An 18,994-nucleotide genomic window follows, 5' to 3' on the forward strand; every position below is an offset into this window, starting at 1 on the left:
TGGTCCTGAGAGCCGCTGATGCCTGGACGAGTAGCACTTGGTGCAAGGGAGCTTTGGTGGCATGGGCGTTTGTTTTGGCAAGGGAGCTTGTTGTGGCAAGGGAGTTTTCTGTGGCAAGGGCGCTTGTTGTGGCGAGGGAGCTTGCTCCCGCTGGGCAGCGTAGCGGCCCCAAGATCTTGGGAGCGCTGCGCACTCCAGCGGGAGCAAGCTCCCTCGCCACAGGTATTTCAACAATAAGAAAAGGGACTCTTCATGATCACTGGTTCACCTCGCTTCAAACCCTTCACCGCAGGCTCCTTGCTGCTGCTGTCAGTGGCGGCCCACGGGCAGTACATCGAAGCCGGCAAAGTCGGCGACCCCGGCAGTTGGCGTTCCGCCGAGTTCCAGAGCGACTGGGGCCTGGAGCGGATGAAAGCCAACGAGGCCTATGCGAGCGGCATCACCGGCAGTGGCGTGAAGATCGGCGCTCTGGACTCGGGTTTCGACCCCAACCATCCCGAAGCCTCAAAAGACCGCTATCACGCGGTCACCGCCAGTGGCACCTATGTCGATGGCAGCCCCTTCACGACCACCGGCGCGCTCAACCCAAACAATGACTCCCACGGCACCCACGTCACCGGCACCATGGGCGCGGCCCGCGATGGCGTGGGCATGCACGGCGTGGCGTACAACGCGCAGATCTACGTCGGCAACACCAACGCCAGCGACAGCTTCCTGTTCGGCCCCTCGCCAGACCCCAAGTACTTCAAGGCGGTGTACAGCGCGCTGGTGGATTCCGGCGTGCGCGCGATCAATAACAGTTGGGGCAGCCAACCCAAGGATGTCAGCTACCAGACCATTGGCGACCTGCACGCTGCCTATGCCCAGCACTACAACCAGAACACCTGGCTGGATGCCGCTGCGGAGGTGGCCAAGGCCGGGGTGATCAACGTGTTCAGTGCTGGCAACAGCGGCTACGCCAACGCCAGCGTGCGTTCGGCCTTGCCTTATTTCCAGCCGGAGCTGGAAGGCCACTGGCTGGCGGTATCGGGCCTGGACAAGGCGAACAACCAGAAATACAACCAGTGCGGCATCGCCAAGTACTGGTGCATTTCCACCCCCGGGGCGTTGATCAACAGCACCATTCCCGATGGCGGTTATGGGGTGAAATCCGGCACCTCGATGTCGGCGCCCCATGCCACCGGCGCACTGGCGCTGGTGATGGAACGCTATCCATACCTGAACAACGAACAGGCCTTGCAGGTGCTGTTGACCACGGCCACCCAGCTCAATGGCGCGGTCACCGATGCACCGACCACTCAGGTCGGCTGGGGCGTGCCGGACCTTGGCCGAGCAATGCACGGGCCCGGGCAATTGCTCGGGCCGATGAATGTCACGTTGGCGGCCGGGCAGGGCGATGTGTGGAGCAATGCGATCTCCGACAAGGCGCTGATCCAGCGTCAGGCCGAAGACAGCGCCGAAACCCTGGCCTGGCAGCAAACCCTGCGCGACAAGGGCTGGGAGAACGGCGTGGGCGCCGGCGCGAGTCAGCAGGACCAGACGGACTATGCCGTTGGCACTGCCCGTGCGGCAGCCGCGGCCCAGCGTATCTACGAAGGCAGCCTGACCAAGTCCGGTGCGGGCAGCCTGATCCTGGCGGGCGAAAACACCTACCGTGGCCCGACCACCGTGAATGGCGGCCGGTTGGCGGTGAATGGCTCGCTGACGTCCGCGGTGACGGTCAATGACAGCGGCACGTTGGGCGGCTCCGGTCGCATCGCGGCGTTACAGGTCAATAGCGGCGGCACCGTGGCGCCGGGCAATTCCGTGGGCACCTTGCAGGTGGCCGGGGATGTAAACCTCGCCGCCGGCTCCACCTATGCGGTCGAACTCACCCCCACCACCAGCGACCGGATTGTCGCCACGGGCAAGGCAATCCTCGGCGGCGGCACCGTGACCCTGGCCCTGGAAAACAGCCCGACCCTGCTCAGCCTGCAACAGGCGGAAAGCCTGGTGGGGCGCCAGTACAACATCCTCCAGGCGGCTGGCGGGATCCAGGGCCAGTTCGGTGCCGTGTTGCCCAACTACCTGTTCCTCGGCGGCACCCTCGACTATGCCGCCAACGGTGTGCAACTGGGCATTGCCCGCAGTGATGCGAGTTTCGCCAGTGTCGGTGCCACTCGTAACCAGCGTTCGGTGGCGGCGGCCGCCGAGCAGTTGGGCGCCGGTAATCCGGTGTACGAAAGCATCCTGCGGTCAGACTCGGCAGCCACGGCGCAGTCGGGTTTCCAGCAGCTGTCGGGAGAAATCTACCCGGCCATCGGCACAATGCTGATCAATGACAGCCGCCAGGTACGCGATGCCGTGGGCGAGCGCCTGCGCCATACGCCGGTTACCGGTGAGAGCAACGTGTGGGTCAAGGCGCTCGGCAGTTGGGGCAAGACCGACAGCCGCAGCGACACGGCAGGCTACACCAGCTCACTGGGCGGCATGCTGGCCGGTGTCGACGGCGCGCTGGACGAGCAGACCCGTGCCGGTCTCGTGGCCGGTTACAGCGACAGCTCGCTGAACATGGGCAGCGGCACGCATTCATCGGCGTCCATCGACAGCTACCACCTCGGCGCCTACGCCGGGCATGAGCTGGGCAATTGGCGCTTGAGCGTCGGCGGTGCCTACAGCTGGCATCGCGGCGACGTGAAACGCGACTTGCAGTACGGCGAAGTCAGCGGCAAGCAGAAGACCAAGCTGGATGCGCGCAGTGCCCAGGTATTTACCGAAGCGGCCTACCGTTTGAACGTGTCCTCGGTGGCGCTGGAGCCGTTCGCCAACCTGGCTTACGTGCATCTGGACAACGAGCGCTTTCACGAGAAAGGCGACGCCGCCGCGCTGGAGCGTGGCAGCGATAGCCGCGATGCAGTGCTGAGCACCCTGGGCCTGCGGGCGGCAAAAACCTTCCCCCTCAATGACCGCCAGCAACTGGACGTTTCCGGCTCGCTGGGCTGGCAGCACAGCCTGAGTGCCGTTGAATCCGAAGAGCATCTGGCGTTTGTCGCCGGAGGGCCGTCGTTTGCGGTGCAAAGCTCGCCGTTGATGCGCGACGCGGCATTGGTGGGCGTGCAGGCGAGCCTGGCGTTGAGCAAAAGCACACGGGTCAACCTCGACTACACCGGCCAATTGGCTGGCCGGGAAAAAATCCAGGGCGTGGGGCTGAGCCTGAACTGGCAGTTCTGAGCAAGATCCTGAGGCCGAAAGAGGTCAACTGTGGGAGCGGGCTTGCTCGCGAATGCGGTGTGTCAGTCGACGCACCTGTAACTGAGCCACCGCATTCGCGAGCAAGCCCGCTCCCACATTGGGTCGGCGACGCTTGGGAGAAACGTGATTTATACAAGTGCAATAAAAACTAAGGAAGGTCACCGTGAAAAAAACAAAACGAGGGTTTCAATCCGCCATCCCAACAGGCCCGGGCTACCCGCTCAAGGCCCTGAGCTGCGTGCCATACGGCGCGTTGCTGTGTTGCCTGGCCAGCCTGGGTACCGCCCAGGCCGCACCCTACGTGGAAACCGGAAAACTGGGAGATGCTGCCAGTTGGCGCAGTAATGAATTCAAGGCCGATTGGGGCCTGGGCGCCGTGCATGCAGACGCCGCCTACGCCGCCGGCTACACCGGCAAGGGTGTGAAGCTGGGGATCTTCGACCAGCCGGTGTATGCCCAGCATCCGGAATTCGCCAGCCCCGGCAAAGTCGTCACGATCGTGACCGAAGGCATTCGCCAATACACCGACCCGTACATCCCGGTGAAGGCCGGGGACGCGTTTCGCTACGACGGCACGCCTTCCCTGGGTTCCAACGGCAAGCTCGGCAATCACGGCACCCACGTAGGCGGGATCGCTGCGGGTAACCGCGACGGCGGGCCAATGCACGGCGTGGCGTTCGATGCGCAGATCATCAGCGCCGAAAACGGTGACCCGGGCCCCGAAGACGGGATCATCCTGGGCAACGACGGCGCGGTCTACAAAGCCGGTTGGGACTCGCTGGTGGCCAGCGGCGCACGCATTATCAACAACAGCTGGGGCATCGGCATCGGTGACCAGTACGCCAAGGGCGGCCGAGATCCGGCATTCCCCAACTTCACGGTCAATGAAGCCCAGGCGCAGTTCAATAACATTCGGCCGATCCTTGGGACGATCGCAGGTGGCGCTTATCAGGGCGCCATTGATGCGGCCCGCAGCGGCGTGCTGACGATCTTTGCCGCCGGCAACGACTACAACCGCAACAACCCGGATGCGATCTCGGGCCTGGCGTACTTCGTGCCGGAGATTGCACCCAACTGGCTGTCGGTGGCGGCCTTGCAACAGAATCCCGACACCGCCAGTTCCGATCCTTACGTGATCAGTACGTTTTCCTCGCGCTGCGGGTATGCCGCCAGCTTCTGCGTCGCGGCCCCCGGCACCAAGATCTACAGTTCGGTGATCAACGGCACCTCCCTGGAAAACCTGACCACCGACTACGCCAATTTCAACGGCACCTCCATGGCCGCGCCGCATGTGGCCGGCAGTGCAGCGGTGTTGATGGAGCGCTTCCCGTACATGAGCGGCGACCAGATCTCCACGCTGCTGAAAACCACCGCGACCGACCTCGGCGCACCGGGCATCGACTCCCTGTACGGTTGGGGCATGATCAACCTGGGCAAGGCCATCAACGGCCCGGGGATGTTTGTGACGGCTGAGGATATCCCGGCGGAGTTTCGTATCGACGGCGCCTACGGCTCCGGCCAGTTTGTCGCGGACCTGCCAGGGATTGGCGCCGTGGTGGATGCCGGCAAACCGACCCAGCGCACGTGCACCGATGTGCATTGCGGGCTGGATGTGTGGAGCAACGATATCTCCGGGCATGGCGGCCTGACCAAGCAGGGCATTGGCGCGCTGGTACTGACCGGCACCAACACCTACAGCGGCCCGACCCTGGTCAACCAAGGGTTGCTGGCGATCAATGGCTCGATCACCTCCAACGTTACCGTCAGCAGCAGCGGCGTAGTGGGTGGTTCCGGGCGCATTGGTTCGCTGACAGCGAACAGCGGCGGTACCGTGGCGCCGGGCAATTCCATCGGCACCCTGAACGTGGCCGGGGATGTGAGCTTCGCGGCGGGCTCCACCTATGCGGTGGAGTTGTCGGCCACCAACAGTGATCGCATCGTCGCCGGTGGCAAGGCCACCCTCAGCGGCGGCACGGTGACCCTGGCCCTGGAAAACAGCCCGACGCTGCTGACCCAGACCCAGGCCGAAAGCCTGATCGGTCGCCAGTACAACATCCTGCAGGCTGCGGGCGGGATTACCGGCAGCTTCGGTTCGGTGCTGCCCAACTATCTGTTTATCGGCGGCACCCTGAACTACGCCGCCAACGGCGTGCAGCTGGATGTGGGGCGCAATGCCAACACCTTTGCCAGTGTGGCCGCCACCCCGAACCAACGTTCGGTGGCCGCTGCTGCCGAGCAGTTGGGCGCGGGCAACGCCGTGTACGAAAGCCTGTTGCTGGCGCCGAATGCGGCTTCGGCCCAGGGTGCATTCCAGCAGCTGTCCGGGGAGATCTACCCGGCGCTGGAAACCGCGTTGGTGAATGACAACCGCTACCTGCGCGAAGCCGTGGGCGAGCGCTTGCAGCAAGGGGCGATGGGCGCATCGAGCCAGACCGTCGACAGCCGTGGCAACGTCTGGGTCAAGGCGTTGGGCGCCTGGGGCAAGACCAACAGCGGCAGCGATACGGCGGGCTACACCACCTCCATCGGCGGCATGCTGGCGGGTGTGGACGGCGCGCTGGATGAAGACACCCGTGTAGGCCTGGTGGCGGGGTACAGCGATACATCGCTGAACATGGGCAGCGACACCCATTCCCGGGCATCGGTGGACAGCTATCACCTGGGTGCGTATGCCGGGCATGAAATCGGTGCCTTGCGCTTGAGCGGTGGTGCGACCTACAGCTGGCACCGAGCCGATGTGAAGCGCGAGCTGCAATACGGTGAAGTCGCCGGCAAGCAGAAAGCCAAAGTGGATGCCCGCAGTACCCAGGTGTTTACCGAAGCGGCGTATCGCCTGAACCTGCAACCCCTGGCCCTGGAACCGTTCGCCAACCTGGCGTACGTGCATCTGGATGCCGATGGGTTTACCGAGAAGGGTGATGCGGCGGCCTTGAAGGGCCGGGATGACAGCCGCGATGTGGTGTTGAGTACCCTGGGTGCTCGAGCGCTGAAAACCTTGAATATCAATGACCATCAGCAACTGGAGCTTTCCGGCACCCTGGGTTGGCAGCACAACCTGAGCAGCGCCGATTCCGAGCGGCACCTGGCGTTTGCCTCGGGCGGCCCTTCGTTCACTGTGGAGAGTTCGTCGATGGTGCGTGATGCGGCATTGGTGGGGGCGCGGGTCAGCCTGGCGTTGAGCAAGGATGCGAAGGTGAATCTGGATTACAACGGCCTGCTGGCCAGCAAGGAGAAAGTCCATGGGGTGGGTTTGAGCCTGGACTGGGCTTTCTAAACACCGCAGTTGGAAATGTGGGAGCGGGCTTGCTCGCGAAAGCGGTGGATCAGTCAACCCATCCACCGACTGGCACACCGCCTTCGCGAGCAAGCCCGCTCCCACATTGATCCGGTTCCAATCGTCCATTTGTGCAGATTCGGCTTTCTCGACAATTCCAACAAAAGAGAGGCAATACCATGGGTGTTTTCGACTATAAAAACCTCGGCACCGAGGGCTCCAAAGCGTTGTTCGCCGATGCCATGGCGATCACGCTGTACTCCTATCACAACCTGGACAACGGCTTTGCCGTGGGTTACCAGCACAACGGTTTTGGCCTGGGGCTGCCCGCCACTCTGGTGGGGGCGCTGCTGGGCAGCACCGATTCACAGGGGGTTATTCCAGGGATTCCCTGGAACCCCGACTCGGAAAAAGCCGCCCTTGAGGCGGTCAACAAGGCTGGCTGGACGCCCATCAGCGCCAGTACCCTGGGCTACGGCGGCAAGGTGGACGCCCGGGGCACGTTCTTCGGTGAAAAGCCCGGCTACACCACCGCGCAGGTGGAAGTGCTGGGCAAGTACGATGGCGACGGCAAGCTGCTGGAAATCGGCATTGGTTTTCGCGGGACTTCGGGGCCTCGGGAAACCTTGATCAGCGACTCCATCGGCGATCTGGTCAGCGACCTGCTGGCGGCGCTGGGGCCCAAGGATTATGCGAAAAACTACGCCGGCGAAGCCTTCGGCACCTTGCTCAAGGATGTCGCGGCGTATGCCGGCAGTCATGGCCTGACGGGCAAGGACGTGGTGGTCAGCGGTCATAGCCTGGGTGGCCTGGCGGTCAACAGCATGGCCGACCTGAGCGGCAATAAATGGTCGGGGTTCTACAAGGACTCCAACTATGTGGCTTATGCCTCGCCAACCCAGAGTGCCGGCGACAAGGTGCTGAACATCGGTTATGAAAACGACCCGGTGTTTCGCGCGCTGGACGGTTCGTCGTTCAACTTCTCCTCACTGGGCGTGCACGACAAGCCCCATGAGTCGACCACGGACAATATCGTCAGCTTCAACGATCACTACGCGTCGACGCTGTGGAATGTCCTGCCGTTTTCCATCGTCAATGTCCCCACCTGGCTTTCTCATTTGCCCACCGGGTATGGGGATGGCATGACGCGGGTCCTGGACTCGCAGTTCTACGACCTGACCAGCCGGGACTCGACGATTATCGTGGCCAACCTGTCGGACCCGGCCCGGGCCAATACCTGGGTGCAGGACCTCAACCGCAATGCCGAGCCGCACAAGGGCAACACGTTCATCATCGGCAGTGATGGCGATGACTTGATCCAGGGTGGCAAGGGTGTGGATTTCATCGAGGGCGGCAAGGGCAATGACACGATCCGCGACAACAGCGGGCATAACACCTTTCTGTTCGGCGGGCAGTTTGGGCAGGACCGGGTGATTGGTTATCAGCCGACCGACAAGCTGGTGTTCCGGGACGTGGAGGGCAGTGCGGACTGGCGTGACCACGCCAAGGTGGTGGGGGGCGATACCGTGCTGAGCTTTGGCGCGGACTCGGTGACGCTGGTTGGCGTTGGGCTCGCCGGGGTTTGGGGCGATGGGGTTTCCATCGGCTAAGTAGCGCCACGGATTGATCGTTCCCACGCTCTGCGTGGGAACGCCGCCCCGGACGCTCTGCGTCCAACGGCCAACCCACGGTTCATGTCTTGCGCAGTGGTGACGCGGAGCGTCACGGGATGCATTCCCACGTAGAACGTGGGAATGATCATTGCAAAGAAACGATCATGGCCAAGAAAAGTGGGAGCCGACGGGCTCCCACTTTTTATTTCTCCTTCATCACGGTCGCGACGTCATCGGCCTTGACGCGAATATGCTTGCCGGCGATATCGGTGAATTCGTAGAAGCCATCGGCCGTTTTCGCGTTGGGCACGTCCTTGGTCAGGTATTGAGTGCCGTTCTGCAACGTCACCACCGTCTGCGTGGAGCAACCGGCCAATACCAGCAACGTGAACATACCCACCGCCAGACCCAAATTCTTCATGCTCATAACCCTTACCCTGATCCTTCGAAAACCCCGCACCTGAGCGGTCGGGGGAGACTCATTTAATGTGGCTGACAGCCATCTGATCATTATTACGCAAAAAGTTGCGTGTGCCTTTGATCTATTACTGATTGCAACAGTCGGTCAGGGACGGCACTCTGTATGCATAAACAGTGGTTGATCCAGTGCCTGACATGTCCAATCCCCTAGAAGATCCGCTCTATTACCTGCATAACTTCCGCCAAGTGCTCGCCTGGCTGGGGCAGCGTTATGCCGATTTGCTGGCCCCGGACGAAGAGCATTTCATTCAGCAATTTGACAGCTTGCCGCAGGCATCCCAGGCGTTACTGGTACGCATGGTGATGCGCAAGGGCGCGCATTTCCGGGCGGGCAAGCTCAACTATGTCGAGATCGGCGCGGTGCACGAGGCGGTCGTGCCTTTGCTGGAACAGGGTTGGGTGACGGACCAATGCCTGTTGTCGTTCGGCGAGCTGTTCGGCCTGTTGCAGAAAGCGGAAATCCTGGCGGCGTTCAAACCCTGGATCGAGCAACCCAAGGCCAGGAAGGCTGACTGGCTGGAAACGCTGTCAACGCAGTTTTGTGAACTGCGTCACTTCCGGCACTGGTGCCCGGACCTGGCCGATCAGCTTTACAGCCTCACCGTGATGGAACTGTGCGACCGCCTGCGTCTGATGTTCTTCGGTAATCTCTATCAGGACTGGTCAGAATTTGTGCTGGCGGACCTGGGGATCTTTACCTACGAGAAAGTCGAATTCTGCGCCGAATCCCGCGGTTTGCGCAGCCGTGACGATGTGCACGGCTTCCTGTTCCTGCATCAGTGCCAGCAGGCCTTTGAAGCGGGCGAGGCACTCGATGGCGTGCTGGAACAAATCGCTACCTTGCACACCGACAACCCCTGGCTGGAGAAACGTCGGGCCAAGCTGTTGTTCCAGGTGGGCCAGTATTGTGAGCGCAGCGCCGAGTTGGCCCTGGCGGAAGCTATCTACCGGGGCTGCACCTATCCCGGCGCACGGGCGCGGCTGATCCGGGTGCTGGAGCGCCAGGAGGATTTTGCCCAGGCGATGGGGCTGGCCCGTGAGGCGCAACAGGCCCCGGAAAGCGCTGCCGAACAGCAGCACTTGCTGCGCGTGATACCCAGGCTGCGACGCAAGCTCGGCGAGCCGGCGCTGCCCAGGGCAAAACCCCGCGAGATCGTGCGCCTGGACCTCGAACTGCCGGCCCCGGAACCGATGATGTCGGTGGAGTATTGCGTACAGGCGCACCTCAGCGACCATGGTGCACCCGTGCATTACGTCGAGAACAGCCTGATCAATTCGCTGTTTGGCCTGCTGTGCTGGCCGGCGATTTTCGCGCCGTTGCCGGGGTCGTTTTTCCACCCGTTCCAGCGCGGGCCGGTAGACCTGCACAGCGAGGATTTTCATCTGCGGCGCGCCGAGCTGTTCGCCGAGTGCCTGGGCCAACTGGACGATGGGCGCTACAAGCACACCATTCGCCAGCGTTATGTAGACAAATGGGGCATCCAGTCACCCTTCGTGTTCTGGAACGTGCTCAGCGAAGAACTGCTCGACCAGGCCCTCGACTGCCTGCCAGCGGCGCACCTGCGCCACTGGTTCGAACGCCTGCTGCTGGATATCCGCGCCAACCGCGCCGGCATGCCCGACCTGATCCAGTTCTGGCCCGAAGAAAAAACCTACCGCATGATCGAAGTCAAAGGCCCCGGTGATCGCCTGCAGGACAACCAGCTGCGCTGGCTGGAGTTCTGCGGCGAACACCAGATGCCCGTCACTGTGTGTTATGTGCGCTGGGCGGGGCAGGCCGCTTGAGCTACAGCGTCGCGGTGCGTGCATTATGTGAATTCACCGCCAAGGTCGGCGACCTCGACCTGCGTTTTACCCCGTCTCCCAGTGCCCAGGAAGGGATTGTCGGCCACCGCACGGTGGCCTCGCGGCGCAGCGCCCATTACCAGAATGAAGTCGCGCTGGAGGGCGAATACCAGCAGTTGAAAGTCCGGGGCAGGGCGGATGGCTACGACCCGGACCGCAACCAGCTGGAAGAGGTGAAAACCTATCGCGGCGACCTGGACAAACAACCGGCCAACCACCGGCAACTGCACTGGGCCCAAGTCAAGGTCTACGGCTGGTTGATGTGCCAGAAGCTCGGGTTGTCGGAGATTGTCCTGGCGCTGGTGTACTTCGACATTGTCGGCGAGCACGAGACGCTGCTCAGCCAACGGTTTCAGGCTTATGACCTGCAGGCATTCTTCGTGCAGCAATGCACCCTGTTCCTCGGCTGGGCCGAACAGGAAATGCACCAGCGCGAAGCCCGCAATGCCGCAGCGGTTGCCCTGGGCTTTCCCCATGCGGCGTTTCGCCCGGGCCAGCGCGCCCTGGCGGAAACGGTCTACAAGGCGGTCAGCACCGGCCGCTGCCTGATGGCCCAGGCGCCTACCGGAATTGGCAAGACCGTCGGCACGATTTTCCCGATGCTCAAGGCCATGGCGCCGCAACAGCTGGACAAGGTGTTCTTCCTGACCGCCAAGACCCCGGGCCGCAAACTCGCGCTGGATGCGGCGCAGGTGCTGTATGACAGCAGCCCCGATCTGCCATTGCGGGTGCTGGAGCTGGTGGCGCGGGACAAGGCCTGCGAACACCTGGACAAAGCCTGCCACGGCGACTCCTGCCCACTGGCGAAGGGTTTTTATGACCGCTTGCCGGCGGCCCGCGAAGCCGCTTCCCGCGTGCGCCTGTTGGACCAGCGCAACCTGCGGGAAGTCGCCTTGGCCCATGACGTCTGCCCCTATTACCTGAGCCAGGAAATGGCACGCTGGGCCGACGTGGTGGTCGCCGACTACAACTATTACTTCGACTTCGGCGCCATGCTGTTCGGCCTGGCCCAGCTCAACCAGTGGCGCGTCGCGGTGCTGGTGGACGAAGCCCACAACCTGGTGGAGCGTGGCCGCTCGATGTACAGCGCGGCCCTCGACCAGTACACGCTCAAGACCCTGCGCAAGATCGCACCCGAGCCGCTGAAAAAGCCGCTCCAGCGCCTGAACCGTGAGTGGAATGCCCTGCACAAGGAGCAAGTGGCACCTTATCAGGCCTACGCCCAGAAACCCGACAAACTGCTGCAGGCGCTGAGCCTGTGCACCAGCGCCATGGGTGAATATTTCAACGACCATCCCGAGGCACTCAATGGCGAACTGCAAGCCTTCTACTTCGAGGCCTTGCAGTTTGCCAAGGTCGCCGAGCTGTTCAACGAACACTTCATTTTCGACATCAGCAAACGCGAACTCAGCGGCAAGCGCAGTTCATCAAACCTGTGCCTGCGCAACGTGGTGCCCGCCGAATTCATTCGGCCCCGGCTGACAGCGGCCCGCAGCAGCGTGTTGTTTTCCGCAACCCTGAGCCCGCGGCACTACTACGCGGACTTGCTGGGGATGCCGCCTGACACCGCCTGGGTGGATGTGGAATCGCCGTTCAAGGCCGAGCAGCTGCGGGTGCATATCGTCGACCGGATCTCCACCCGGTTTGTGCATCGCCAGGCGTCCCTGGAGCCCATCGTCGAGCTGATTGCAGCGCAGTTTGCCCAGGCGCCGGGCAACTACCTGGCGTTTTTCAGCAGTTTTGATTATCTGCAGCAAGTGGCGCATTTGCTCGCCGAACGGCACCCGCGCATCCCGCTGTGGCAGCAGTCACGGGGCATGGCCGAGGCGCAGCGCCAGGGGTTTCTCGACCAGTTCACCCAGCACAGCCAGGGCATCGGTTTTGCCGTGCTCGGCGGGGCATTCGGCGAAGGCATCGACCTGCCGGGCACCCGCCTGATCGGCGCGTTTATCGCCACCCTGGGTCTGGCGCAACTCAACCCGGTGAACGAGCAGCTCAAGCTGCGGATGGGCGCGATTTTCGGCGCCGGTTATGACTACACCTACCTTTATCCGGGCATCCAGAAGGTGGTGCAAGCCGCGGGCCGGGTGATCCGCAGCCAGCAGGACCGAGGGGTGGTAATGCTGATTGATGACCGGTTTGGCGAAGCGCGAGTGCGGCAGTTATTGCCGCGCTGGTGGTCGATCACTGCGGCGGATACACCGCATCCCGCAACTGGTGGGTGAACTGGCCGGACATGCCTTCGTAAGCCGTATTGGTCAGTGCCACCACCGTAAGCTTCTGCTGCGGGTCGACAAACCAGCTGTGACCGTAGGCGCCGCCCCATTCAAAGGTGCCCCGGGATTGCGGTGTGCCTGTCAACGCCGGGTCATCCAGCACCGCCCAGCCATAACCGAACCCCCAGCCCGGGTCCTGGGTTTGCGCCTTGGCGCCGACCGAATCGGTGACCATCAACTGCACGCTGTGTGCCGACAGGATCGGAGCGCCGCCCCGGCGAATGGTTTCCAGGAACCGCGCAATATCACCTGCCGTCCCGGCCATGCCTGCGCCGCCGGAAGGGTAGGACTGGGGATCGAGAATCCGCCGCACATCAAACAGCGCGGTGCTGTTGCCCGAGGTGATCGTGGCCTTGTCGACCATGCGCAACGGCTGTGGCGAGCCATCCTGATAGGCGGCGGCCAGCCGCGTGAGGTCGGTCACGGCAAACCCGGTATCGCGCAGGCCCAGAGGCCCGGTCACCGACTCGCGGATCAATTCCGGCAAGCGCTGGCCCGACGCCTCTTCCAGCACCGCACCCAGCACATCGGTGGCCATCGAATACTGCCAGCGGGTACCCGGCGGGTAACTCAAGGGCACGCTGGCGATGCGCTTCAGGTTCTCGGCAAAGCTGATTTCCGGCTCGCCCAAACCATCGGAAACCCCGGCGGTGCGGTAGGGTCCGTGCGGGCTTTCCAGAAATCCGTAGCTGAGGCCGGCGGTGTGGTTGAGCAACTGGCTGACGGTGATCACCGGGATGGTGCCATCCGCCAGCTTGGGATTGAAGTCGGGCAGCCAGCGGCTGACCGGATCGTCCAGGCCCAAGCGACCTTGTTCCACCAGGTGCATCGCGGCGGCGGATACCAGCGGTTTGGTCACCGATGCCAGGCGAAAGATCGTGTCCTCTGTCATCGGGCGCCCGTCTTCGCGGTCCGCCAAGCCGGCAGCACGGTGATAAACCAGCTGCCCGTCCCGCAGCACCAGCACCACGGTGCCCACCAGGCGATTGTCGGCAATGGCGCTGTCGACCACCGCATCCACGCGCTTGGCGAGCAGTGGGTCGTGGCTGTCGGCGCAGGCGAGGGTGGCGCAAAGGGAGGCGGCAAGGGGCACGAGGTATCTGGCAGGAGGCTGCATGGTTCAGGTCGCTCATTGGCAGTGCATGACTGCCAAATATGAACGCTGGGGTCCCGGACTACAACGTGACATTGCACAACTGCTGACTCACTGCCCATAAGCGTTCGGCCTGCTCCGGGTCGACAGCCCAGGGCCATACGCCGTTACGGCTGGTGTCATCCTGCGACCAAGCGGCCACATCGCAATCTTCGCAGTAGAGTCCGCCCATGCCCTCCAGTTGCGGGCTGACAGCGCACCACACCGAGGTCGCGGCGCCTTGCTCGGGGCTCTTGTAGTGACTGGCGCTGCGGATATTACCGTGCTCATCCAGTGCGCCGACGAATGCCAGGTCGTCCTTGTCCAGATAACGGATCAAGTCGGTGAGGATTTCCCCCGGGTGCACGGAAAATGCGCGCACACCCTCCGCTTTACCTCGTCGGTCCAGTGCTACCGCGAACAGTGCGTTGGCGGTTTTTGATTGGCCGTAGGCGAGCCACTTGTCATAGGGGCGGTGTTCAAATTGCGGGTCATCGAAATGCACAGAGCTGAGACGATGGCCTAGGGATGATACCGAAACCACTCGCGCGCCATTAGCCTCACGCAGCGCCGGCCACAACCGCGCGGTTAGCTGGAAGTGGCCCAGGTGGTTGGTGGCGAACTGCGCTTCGAAACCTCGCGTATCCCGTTGCAGTGGTGTGGCCATGATTCCGGCGCTATTGATCAGAAGGTTCAATGCCCGGTCGCTGGCGAGGAAGTTTTCGGCAAAACGGTCGATGGAAATCGGGTCGAGTAAATCCAGGCTGGCGTGTTCAACACCGATGATGCCCGAGAGGTTGCGTTCGGCCTTTTCAGGATCCCGCGCGGGAACGATCACCTGCGCACCCGCGTCGACCAACACGCGAACCGTTTCCAGGCCAATGCCGGAGTAGCCACCGGTGACAATCACCGTCTTGCCTCGCAAATCGCTGCCCGCCAAGGCTTGCTGGGCGGTAGTGCCGGCATCGAAGCCGCTGCCAATTGGGGTTTGTTTGTCAGCCATGAAAGATCTCCTTATGGGAGGCCTAGAGTCTCTCGCTGGAGCCCGGACGCGGAATGCCCTAGAGTCCGTGTTTCTGTCGCGATCGTCCGGAGCTTTTATGGATACCCTTTCCGATGTGCTGGCACTGTTAAAAAGCCATCGCTCGACCTTCGCCGGCTTGAAGGCTGGCGGCAACTGGGCCATTGACTTTGCGGCGCCGGATGGCATCAAGTTCAACGCGGTGGTGGAGGGTAGTTGCTGGCTGGAAGTGGAAGGGCTGGCAGTACCGATACGCTTGTATGAGGGAGATTGTTTCCTGTTGACCCAGGCACGCCCGTGGAGGCTGTCCAGCAATCTGTGCCCTGAAGGACTCGATGCACGTGAGGTGTATGCCGATGCGGTGGGAGGCATCGCCACGGTGGGTGCCACGGTGGATCTGTTCTTGATCGGCGGACGATTTATCTACGGGGATGACGCCCGGTTGTTGCTTGACAGCCTGCCGCCGGTGTTGCGGGTGAGTGCCAACTCCGAACAGGCCGCCGTGTTGCGTTGGTGCCTGGATCGCCTGGCCCGGGAATACGCCAGCCCGTTACAAGGCGCGGCGCTGATGACCGAGCATTTGGCGCAAATGATGCTGGTGCAAATCCTGCGGCTCTATCAATCTTCCATGGGCACCCATACCACCGGCTGGCTGGGAGCCTTGACGGATCCAAGGCTGGCCCCGGTGCTGCGGGAAATTCACGCAGCACCCGCCCGGCGCTGGACATTGAGTGAAATGGCCGGCGTGGCGAGTCAATCCCGCTCCACCTTCGCCTTGCACTTCAAGCAACGGGTAGGGCTGGCACCGCAGGAATACCTGACCCGCTGGCGTATGCACCTGGCGGTACAGGCCTTGAAAGCCAGCGACAACAGCGTGTCCACGATCGGCCAGTCCCTGGGTTATCAGTCAGACAGCGCTTTCAGCAATGCTTTCAAGCGCGTGATGGCTTGTTCTCCCCGGGAATACCGCGAGCGAACCCCACACAAGGAACCCAGTGATGAGCGAAATCCAGCAGCAGAAGGTCAAGGTCAACGGCATTGAGTTGAACGTGCACATCGCCGGCCCCGAGAGCGGCCCGCCGGTGTGGTTGCTGCATGGGTTTCCCGAGTGCTGGCACTCCTGGCGCGAGCAGATTCCGGCGCTGGTGGCCCAGGGTTATCGTGTGTTTGTCCCGGAAATGCGCGGCTATGGACAATCCAGCGCGCCGCCGGAAGTGGCCGACTATGACCTGCTGACCCTGTGCGCCGATATCCAGGGCGCCATGGACCTGTTCGGGCATCGCCGGGTCGTCATGATTGGCCATGACTGGGGCGCCGTGGTGGCCTGGCACCTGGCGTTGCTCGAGCCAGAGCGCGTCAGCCAGTTGGTGACGATGTCGGTACCGTTCGCCGGACGCTCCCGCAGGCCGGTGATCGAGATTATGCGCGAACTGTACGCCGATCGCTTCAATTACATCCTGTACTTCCAGGCCCCGGGTGTGGCTGAAAAGGAACTGGATGCCGATATCGAGCGGACATTACGGCTTTTCATGCAGGACCAGGACGTTTTCCTGCAGAAGAAACCCGCCAGCGCGAAGCTGCTGGAAGGTGTGCCGCTGCCCGGTAAGCTCCCGGCCTGGTGCAGCCAGCAGGACCTCGACGTGTATGTTCAGACCTTCGCCAATGACGGCTTTCGCGGCCCGTTGAACTGGTACCGCAACTTCGAGCGCAACTGGCAGCGTACCGAGTTTCTCGCCGGCAGGCAGGTGCTGCAACCGACGCTGTTCCTGATCGGCGACCGCGACCCGGTCGGCGTGTTCGAAGCCCACACCCTCAAGCGCATGCCCGACGTCGTGCCGAACCTGCAACAAAGCGTCCTGGCCAACTGCGGCCACTGGATTCAGAACGAACAGGGGCCCAAGGTCAACGAACTGCTGCTCGGGTTTCTAGGGCGAACGTGAACGTCGCGCCGCGTCCTGGCACATCGATCAGGCGGATTTCCTGACCGTGCAGTTGCAGGATCCGGTGCACGATGCGCAAGCCCAGGCCGCCATCGCGTCGAGCCCCGCCAATGGTGAAGGCGCGCAGGAACAGACCTTCGCGCAGATCCGCCGAAATCCCGGGGCCGCTGTCGCTCACCGTGACTTCAACAAAACCGGACTTGGGGGCCAGGGTCACTTCAACTTCGCCATTGGGCGGTGTATGGCGCAGGGCGTTATCCAGCAGGTTGGTGAGTACCCGTTCGATCAGGCCCAGGTCGGCCAATACGGTTGGCACCACCGGCGGCAGGCTGGCGGTGAGGGTGATCGCCCGGGCTTCCGCGGTCAGTTCGAACTTCTGGAAAATGTCCTGCACCAGGTCGGGTATTGAAAAGCCTTCGATGACCGGCTGTACAAACCCGTGTTCCAGGCGCACCAGTTCCAGCAGCGACTGGGCCAGCCCGCCGACCTTGCGGCTCTGGTCGAGGGCGATGCCCAGGTAACGCCGGCGTTCCTGCGGGGTCAGGCTGGCGTCTTTCAGGGACAGGGTTTCCAGGTAGCCATGCAAGGAGGCCAACGGTGTGCGCAGGTCATGGGAAATATTCGCGACCATCTCCCGGCGTTCCTGCTCTTGGTGGGTGATGGCGCGCCACTGTTCACCCAGGCGGTTCTCCATCTGCACGAAGGCGTGGTCGAGCACGGCTATTTCATCCTGGCTGGCAACCTCGGGCGCCACGGCCTGCGGGACTTTCGGTGCGCCGTTGATATCGAACTGGCCGACCTTCTCGGTCAGTTGCCGCAAGGGCCGGGTGATCCAGGCGAACGCGGTCAAACCCGCGAGCAAGCACAACAATGCCACCAGGGCGATGGACCACAGGGCGATGTTCAGTGCCATGCCGGTGGCATCCCGGGCGTCGAACACATCATGGGCTTCGCCCAGCAGCACTACATACAGGTAGCCGGCCTGCTGGCCGTTGACCCGCAGCGGCGCGGCGCTGAACACCTTGAGGCCGTCGACGCTGCGCGGGTCGTCGCCGAGGATCGGCAGCATCGCGCCGCTGAGGAAACGGCGCACCGGTTCCAGGTTGACCTGGTCGCGGCGCAGGTGGCCGCTGGGCGCAGCGTTGCCGACCACGCGCCCGTTAATGTCCAGCAGGTACACCTCGACACTCGGGTTTACCAGCATCAACTGGCTGAACAGGTTGCGCACCGCGTCCGGCTTGAGACCGTCGGCGTCCATCAACTGCGTATCCCGGGCGATGTGCGCGGCGAGGTCGCGGGACAGGCCTTGCACCACTTCCAGTTCATGCATGTGGTTGGAGCGCACTTGCAGCCAGGCCGACGTGCCGCTGCAAATCAGCAGCAACAGCGCGAACACCAGGGACAGGCGCTGGGTAAGGGTCAGCCTCATGCCGATTGCTCGGCAAACTTGTAGCCACGGCCCCACACCGTGAGGATGCGCGCCGGGTTGGCCGGATCGGCCTCGACCTTGGCCCGCAGGCGGTTGATATGGGTATTGACGGTGTGTTCGTAACCTTCGTGGCTGTAGCCCCACACGGCGTTGAGCAGGTCCATGCGCGAGAATACCTTGCCCGGTTGGCGGGCGAAAAAGTACAGCAGGTCGAATTCCCGGGGCGTGAGGTCCAGCCGCTGGCCTTGCAGGGTGGCGTCACGGGTCAGCGGGTTGATGAACAACTGGCCGAGGTCGAGGCTGCCGGCGTCCATCTTCAAGTTGCGCGCCATGGCGTCGACCCGGCGCAGCAGCGCCTTGACCCGCGCCACCAGCTCCGGCATGGAAAACGGCTTGGCCAGGTAGTCATCCGCCCCCAGTTCCAGGCCGAGGATGCGATGCAACTCGCTGGAGCGGGCACTGGTGATAATGATCGGCGTGTAGCGCGTCATCGCCCGGGCCCGCCGGCAGATCTCCAGGCCGTCGACGCCGGGCAGCATCAGGTCAAGGATCAACGCATCCCAGCCGCCTTGCTCCAGCAGGCGCAGGCCTTCGTCACCATCGGCACTGTGAACCACCTCGAACTGCTCGTCCCGCAGGTGCAGGCAGATCAAATCGGCAATATGGGCATCGTCCTCGACCACCAGGACACGTTTGGGCTGATCCATTGATAAAAACCTGTCTTCTTGATTCGCGCATTGTGCGGCTTTTGCA

Annotated in this window: 12 protein-coding genes; 7 read left to right on the forward strand and 5 right to left on the reverse strand. The window is 62.8% G+C overall.

Annotated elements, in window-relative coordinates; genetic code table 11:
* Positions 1 to 252: 252 nt before the first annotated feature.
* From HX873_RS08235 to HX873_RS08245, 3 genes are all read left to right on the forward strand, one after another.
* Complete coding sequence (locus HX873_RS08235; protein ID WP_177122558.1) at positions 253 to 3,210, forward strand: autotransporter serine protease; 2,958 nt, start codon at positions 253 to 255, stop codon at positions 3,208 to 3,210.
* A gap of 184 nt (positions 3,211 to 3,394) precedes the next feature.
* Positions 3,395 to 6,505, forward strand: coding sequence for an autotransporter serine protease (locus HX873_RS08240; RefSeq protein ID WP_177122559.1), 3,111 nt, complete (start codon positions 3,395 to 3,397; stop codon positions 6,503 to 6,505).
* A gap of 179 nt (positions 6,506 to 6,684) precedes the next feature.
* Positions 6,685 to 8,115, forward strand: coding sequence for a lipase (locus HX873_RS08245; protein WP_008433771.1), 1,431 nt, complete (start codon positions 6,685 to 6,687; stop codon positions 8,113 to 8,115).
* Between the two features lie 205 nt (positions 8,116 to 8,320).
* Here HX873_RS08245 and HX873_RS08250 read toward each other — a convergent pair whose 3' ends face one another.
* Positions 8,321 to 8,545 (reverse strand): YgdI/YgdR family lipoprotein, encoded by a 225-nt coding sequence (locus tag HX873_RS08250; protein WP_102369114.1) that lies wholly within the window; start codon positions 8,543 to 8,545, stop codon positions 8,321 to 8,323.
* Between the two features lie 188 nt (positions 8,546 to 8,733).
* Here HX873_RS08250 and HX873_RS08255 point away from each other — a divergent pair, with 188 nt between their 5' ends.
* Both HX873_RS08255 and HX873_RS08260 read left to right on the forward strand, forming a co-directional pair.
* Entirely contained in the window at positions 8,734 to 10,383 is a 1,650-nt protein-coding gene (locus HX873_RS08255) for a VRR-NUC domain-containing protein (protein WP_177122560.1), read from the forward strand.
* A complete protein-coding gene (locus HX873_RS08260; RefSeq protein ID WP_177122561.1) occupies positions 10,380 to 12,668 on the forward strand; it encodes an ATP-dependent DNA helicase in 2,289 nt (762 codons plus the stop codon). The genes HX873_RS08255 and HX873_RS08260 overlap by 4 nt, the downstream gene beginning before the upstream one ends.
* On the opposite strand, the gene HX873_RS08265 is transcribed toward HX873_RS08260, so the two are convergent.
* Both HX873_RS08265 and HX873_RS08270 read right to left on the reverse strand, forming a co-directional pair.
* Entirely contained in the window at positions 12,628 to 13,836 is a 1,209-nt protein-coding gene (locus HX873_RS08265; protein WP_177122562.1) for a serine hydrolase, read from the reverse strand. The two genes, HX873_RS08260 and HX873_RS08265, sit on opposite strands and share 41 nt — an antisense overlap.
* 58 nt (positions 13,837 to 13,894) lie before the next feature.
* Positions 13,895 to 14,854: an oxidoreductase gene (locus tag HX873_RS08270; protein WP_003217093.1), complete on the reverse strand. Its 960-nt coding sequence runs from the start codon at positions 14,852 to 14,854 to the stop codon at positions 13,895 to 13,897.
* Positions 14,855 to 14,951: 97 nt separating this feature from the next.
* On the opposite strand from HX873_RS08270, the gene HX873_RS08275 reads away from it, so the two are divergent.
* Entirely contained in the window at positions 14,952 to 15,914 is a 963-nt protein-coding gene (locus tag HX873_RS08275) for an AraC family transcriptional regulator (RefSeq protein ID WP_177021710.1), read from the forward strand.
* Positions 15,871 to 16,812, forward strand: a complete 942-nt coding sequence (locus HX873_RS08280; protein WP_177122563.1) for an alpha/beta fold hydrolase — start codon at positions 15,871 to 15,873, stop codon at positions 16,810 to 16,812. The genes HX873_RS08275 and HX873_RS08280 overlap by 44 nt, the downstream gene beginning before the upstream one ends.
* On the opposite strand, the gene HX873_RS08285 is transcribed toward HX873_RS08280, so the two are convergent.
* Together HX873_RS08285 and HX873_RS08290 are read right to left on the reverse strand one after the other, a co-directional pair.
* On the reverse strand, positions 16,775 to 18,241 hold the full coding sequence (locus HX873_RS08285; protein ID WP_008433761.1) for a HAMP domain-containing sensor histidine kinase: 1,467 nt from the start codon (positions 18,239 to 18,241) through the stop codon (positions 16,775 to 16,777). The two genes, HX873_RS08280 and HX873_RS08285, sit on opposite strands and share 38 nt — an antisense overlap.
* On the reverse strand, positions 18,238 to 18,948 hold the full coding sequence (locus tag HX873_RS08290) for a response regulator transcription factor (RefSeq protein WP_003217086.1): 711 nt from the start codon (positions 18,946 to 18,948) through the stop codon (positions 18,238 to 18,240). The genes HX873_RS08285 and HX873_RS08290 overlap by 4 nt, the downstream gene beginning before the upstream one ends.
* Positions 18,949 to 18,994 lie beyond the last annotated feature (46 nt).

This window comes from Pseudomonas sp. P7758 (assembly GCF_013386485.1).
Taxonomy (GTDB): Bacteria; Pseudomonadota; Gammaproteobacteria; order Pseudomonadales; family Pseudomonadaceae; genus Aquipseudomonas.

What these genes read in the sequence shown, in the direction of transcription:
- HX873_RS08290 (WP_003217086.1), bottom strand. Translation starts at nt 18,948, where the DNA reads ATGGATCAGCCCAAACGTGTCCTGGTGGTCGAGGACGATGCCCATATT.
- HX873_RS08275 (WP_177021710.1), top strand. Translation starts at nt 14,952, where the DNA reads ATGGATACCCTTTCCGATGTGCTGGCACTGTTAAAAAGCCATCGCTCG.
- HX873_RS08265 (WP_177122562.1), bottom strand. Translation starts at nt 13,836, where the DNA reads ATGCAGCCTCCTGCCAGATACCTCGTGCCCCTTGCCGCCTCCCTTTGC.
- HX873_RS08250 (WP_102369114.1), bottom strand. Translation starts at nt 8,545, where the DNA reads ATGAGCATGAAGAATTTGGGTCTGGCGGTGGGTATGTTCACGTTGCTG.
- HX873_RS08270 (WP_003217093.1), bottom strand. Translation starts at nt 14,854, where the DNA reads ATGGCTGACAAACAAACCCCAATTGGCAGCGGCTTCGATGCCGGCACT.
- HX873_RS08245 (WP_008433771.1), top strand. Translation starts at nt 6,685, where the DNA reads ATGGGTGTTTTCGACTATAAAAACCTCGGCACCGAGGGCTCCAAAGCG.
- HX873_RS08235 (WP_177122558.1), top strand. Translation starts at nt 253, where the DNA reads ATGATCACTGGTTCACCTCGCTTCAAACCCTTCACCGCAGGCTCCTTG.
- HX873_RS08255 (WP_177122560.1), top strand. Translation starts at nt 8,734, where the DNA reads ATGTCCAATCCCCTAGAAGATCCGCTCTATTACCTGCATAACTTCCGC.
- HX873_RS08285 (WP_008433761.1), bottom strand. Translation starts at nt 18,241, where the DNA reads ATGAGGCTGACCCTTACCCAGCGCCTGTCCCTGGTGTTCGCGCTGTTG.
- HX873_RS08280 (WP_177122563.1), top strand. Translation starts at nt 15,871, where the DNA reads ATGAGCGAAATCCAGCAGCAGAAGGTCAAGGTCAACGGCATTGAGTTG.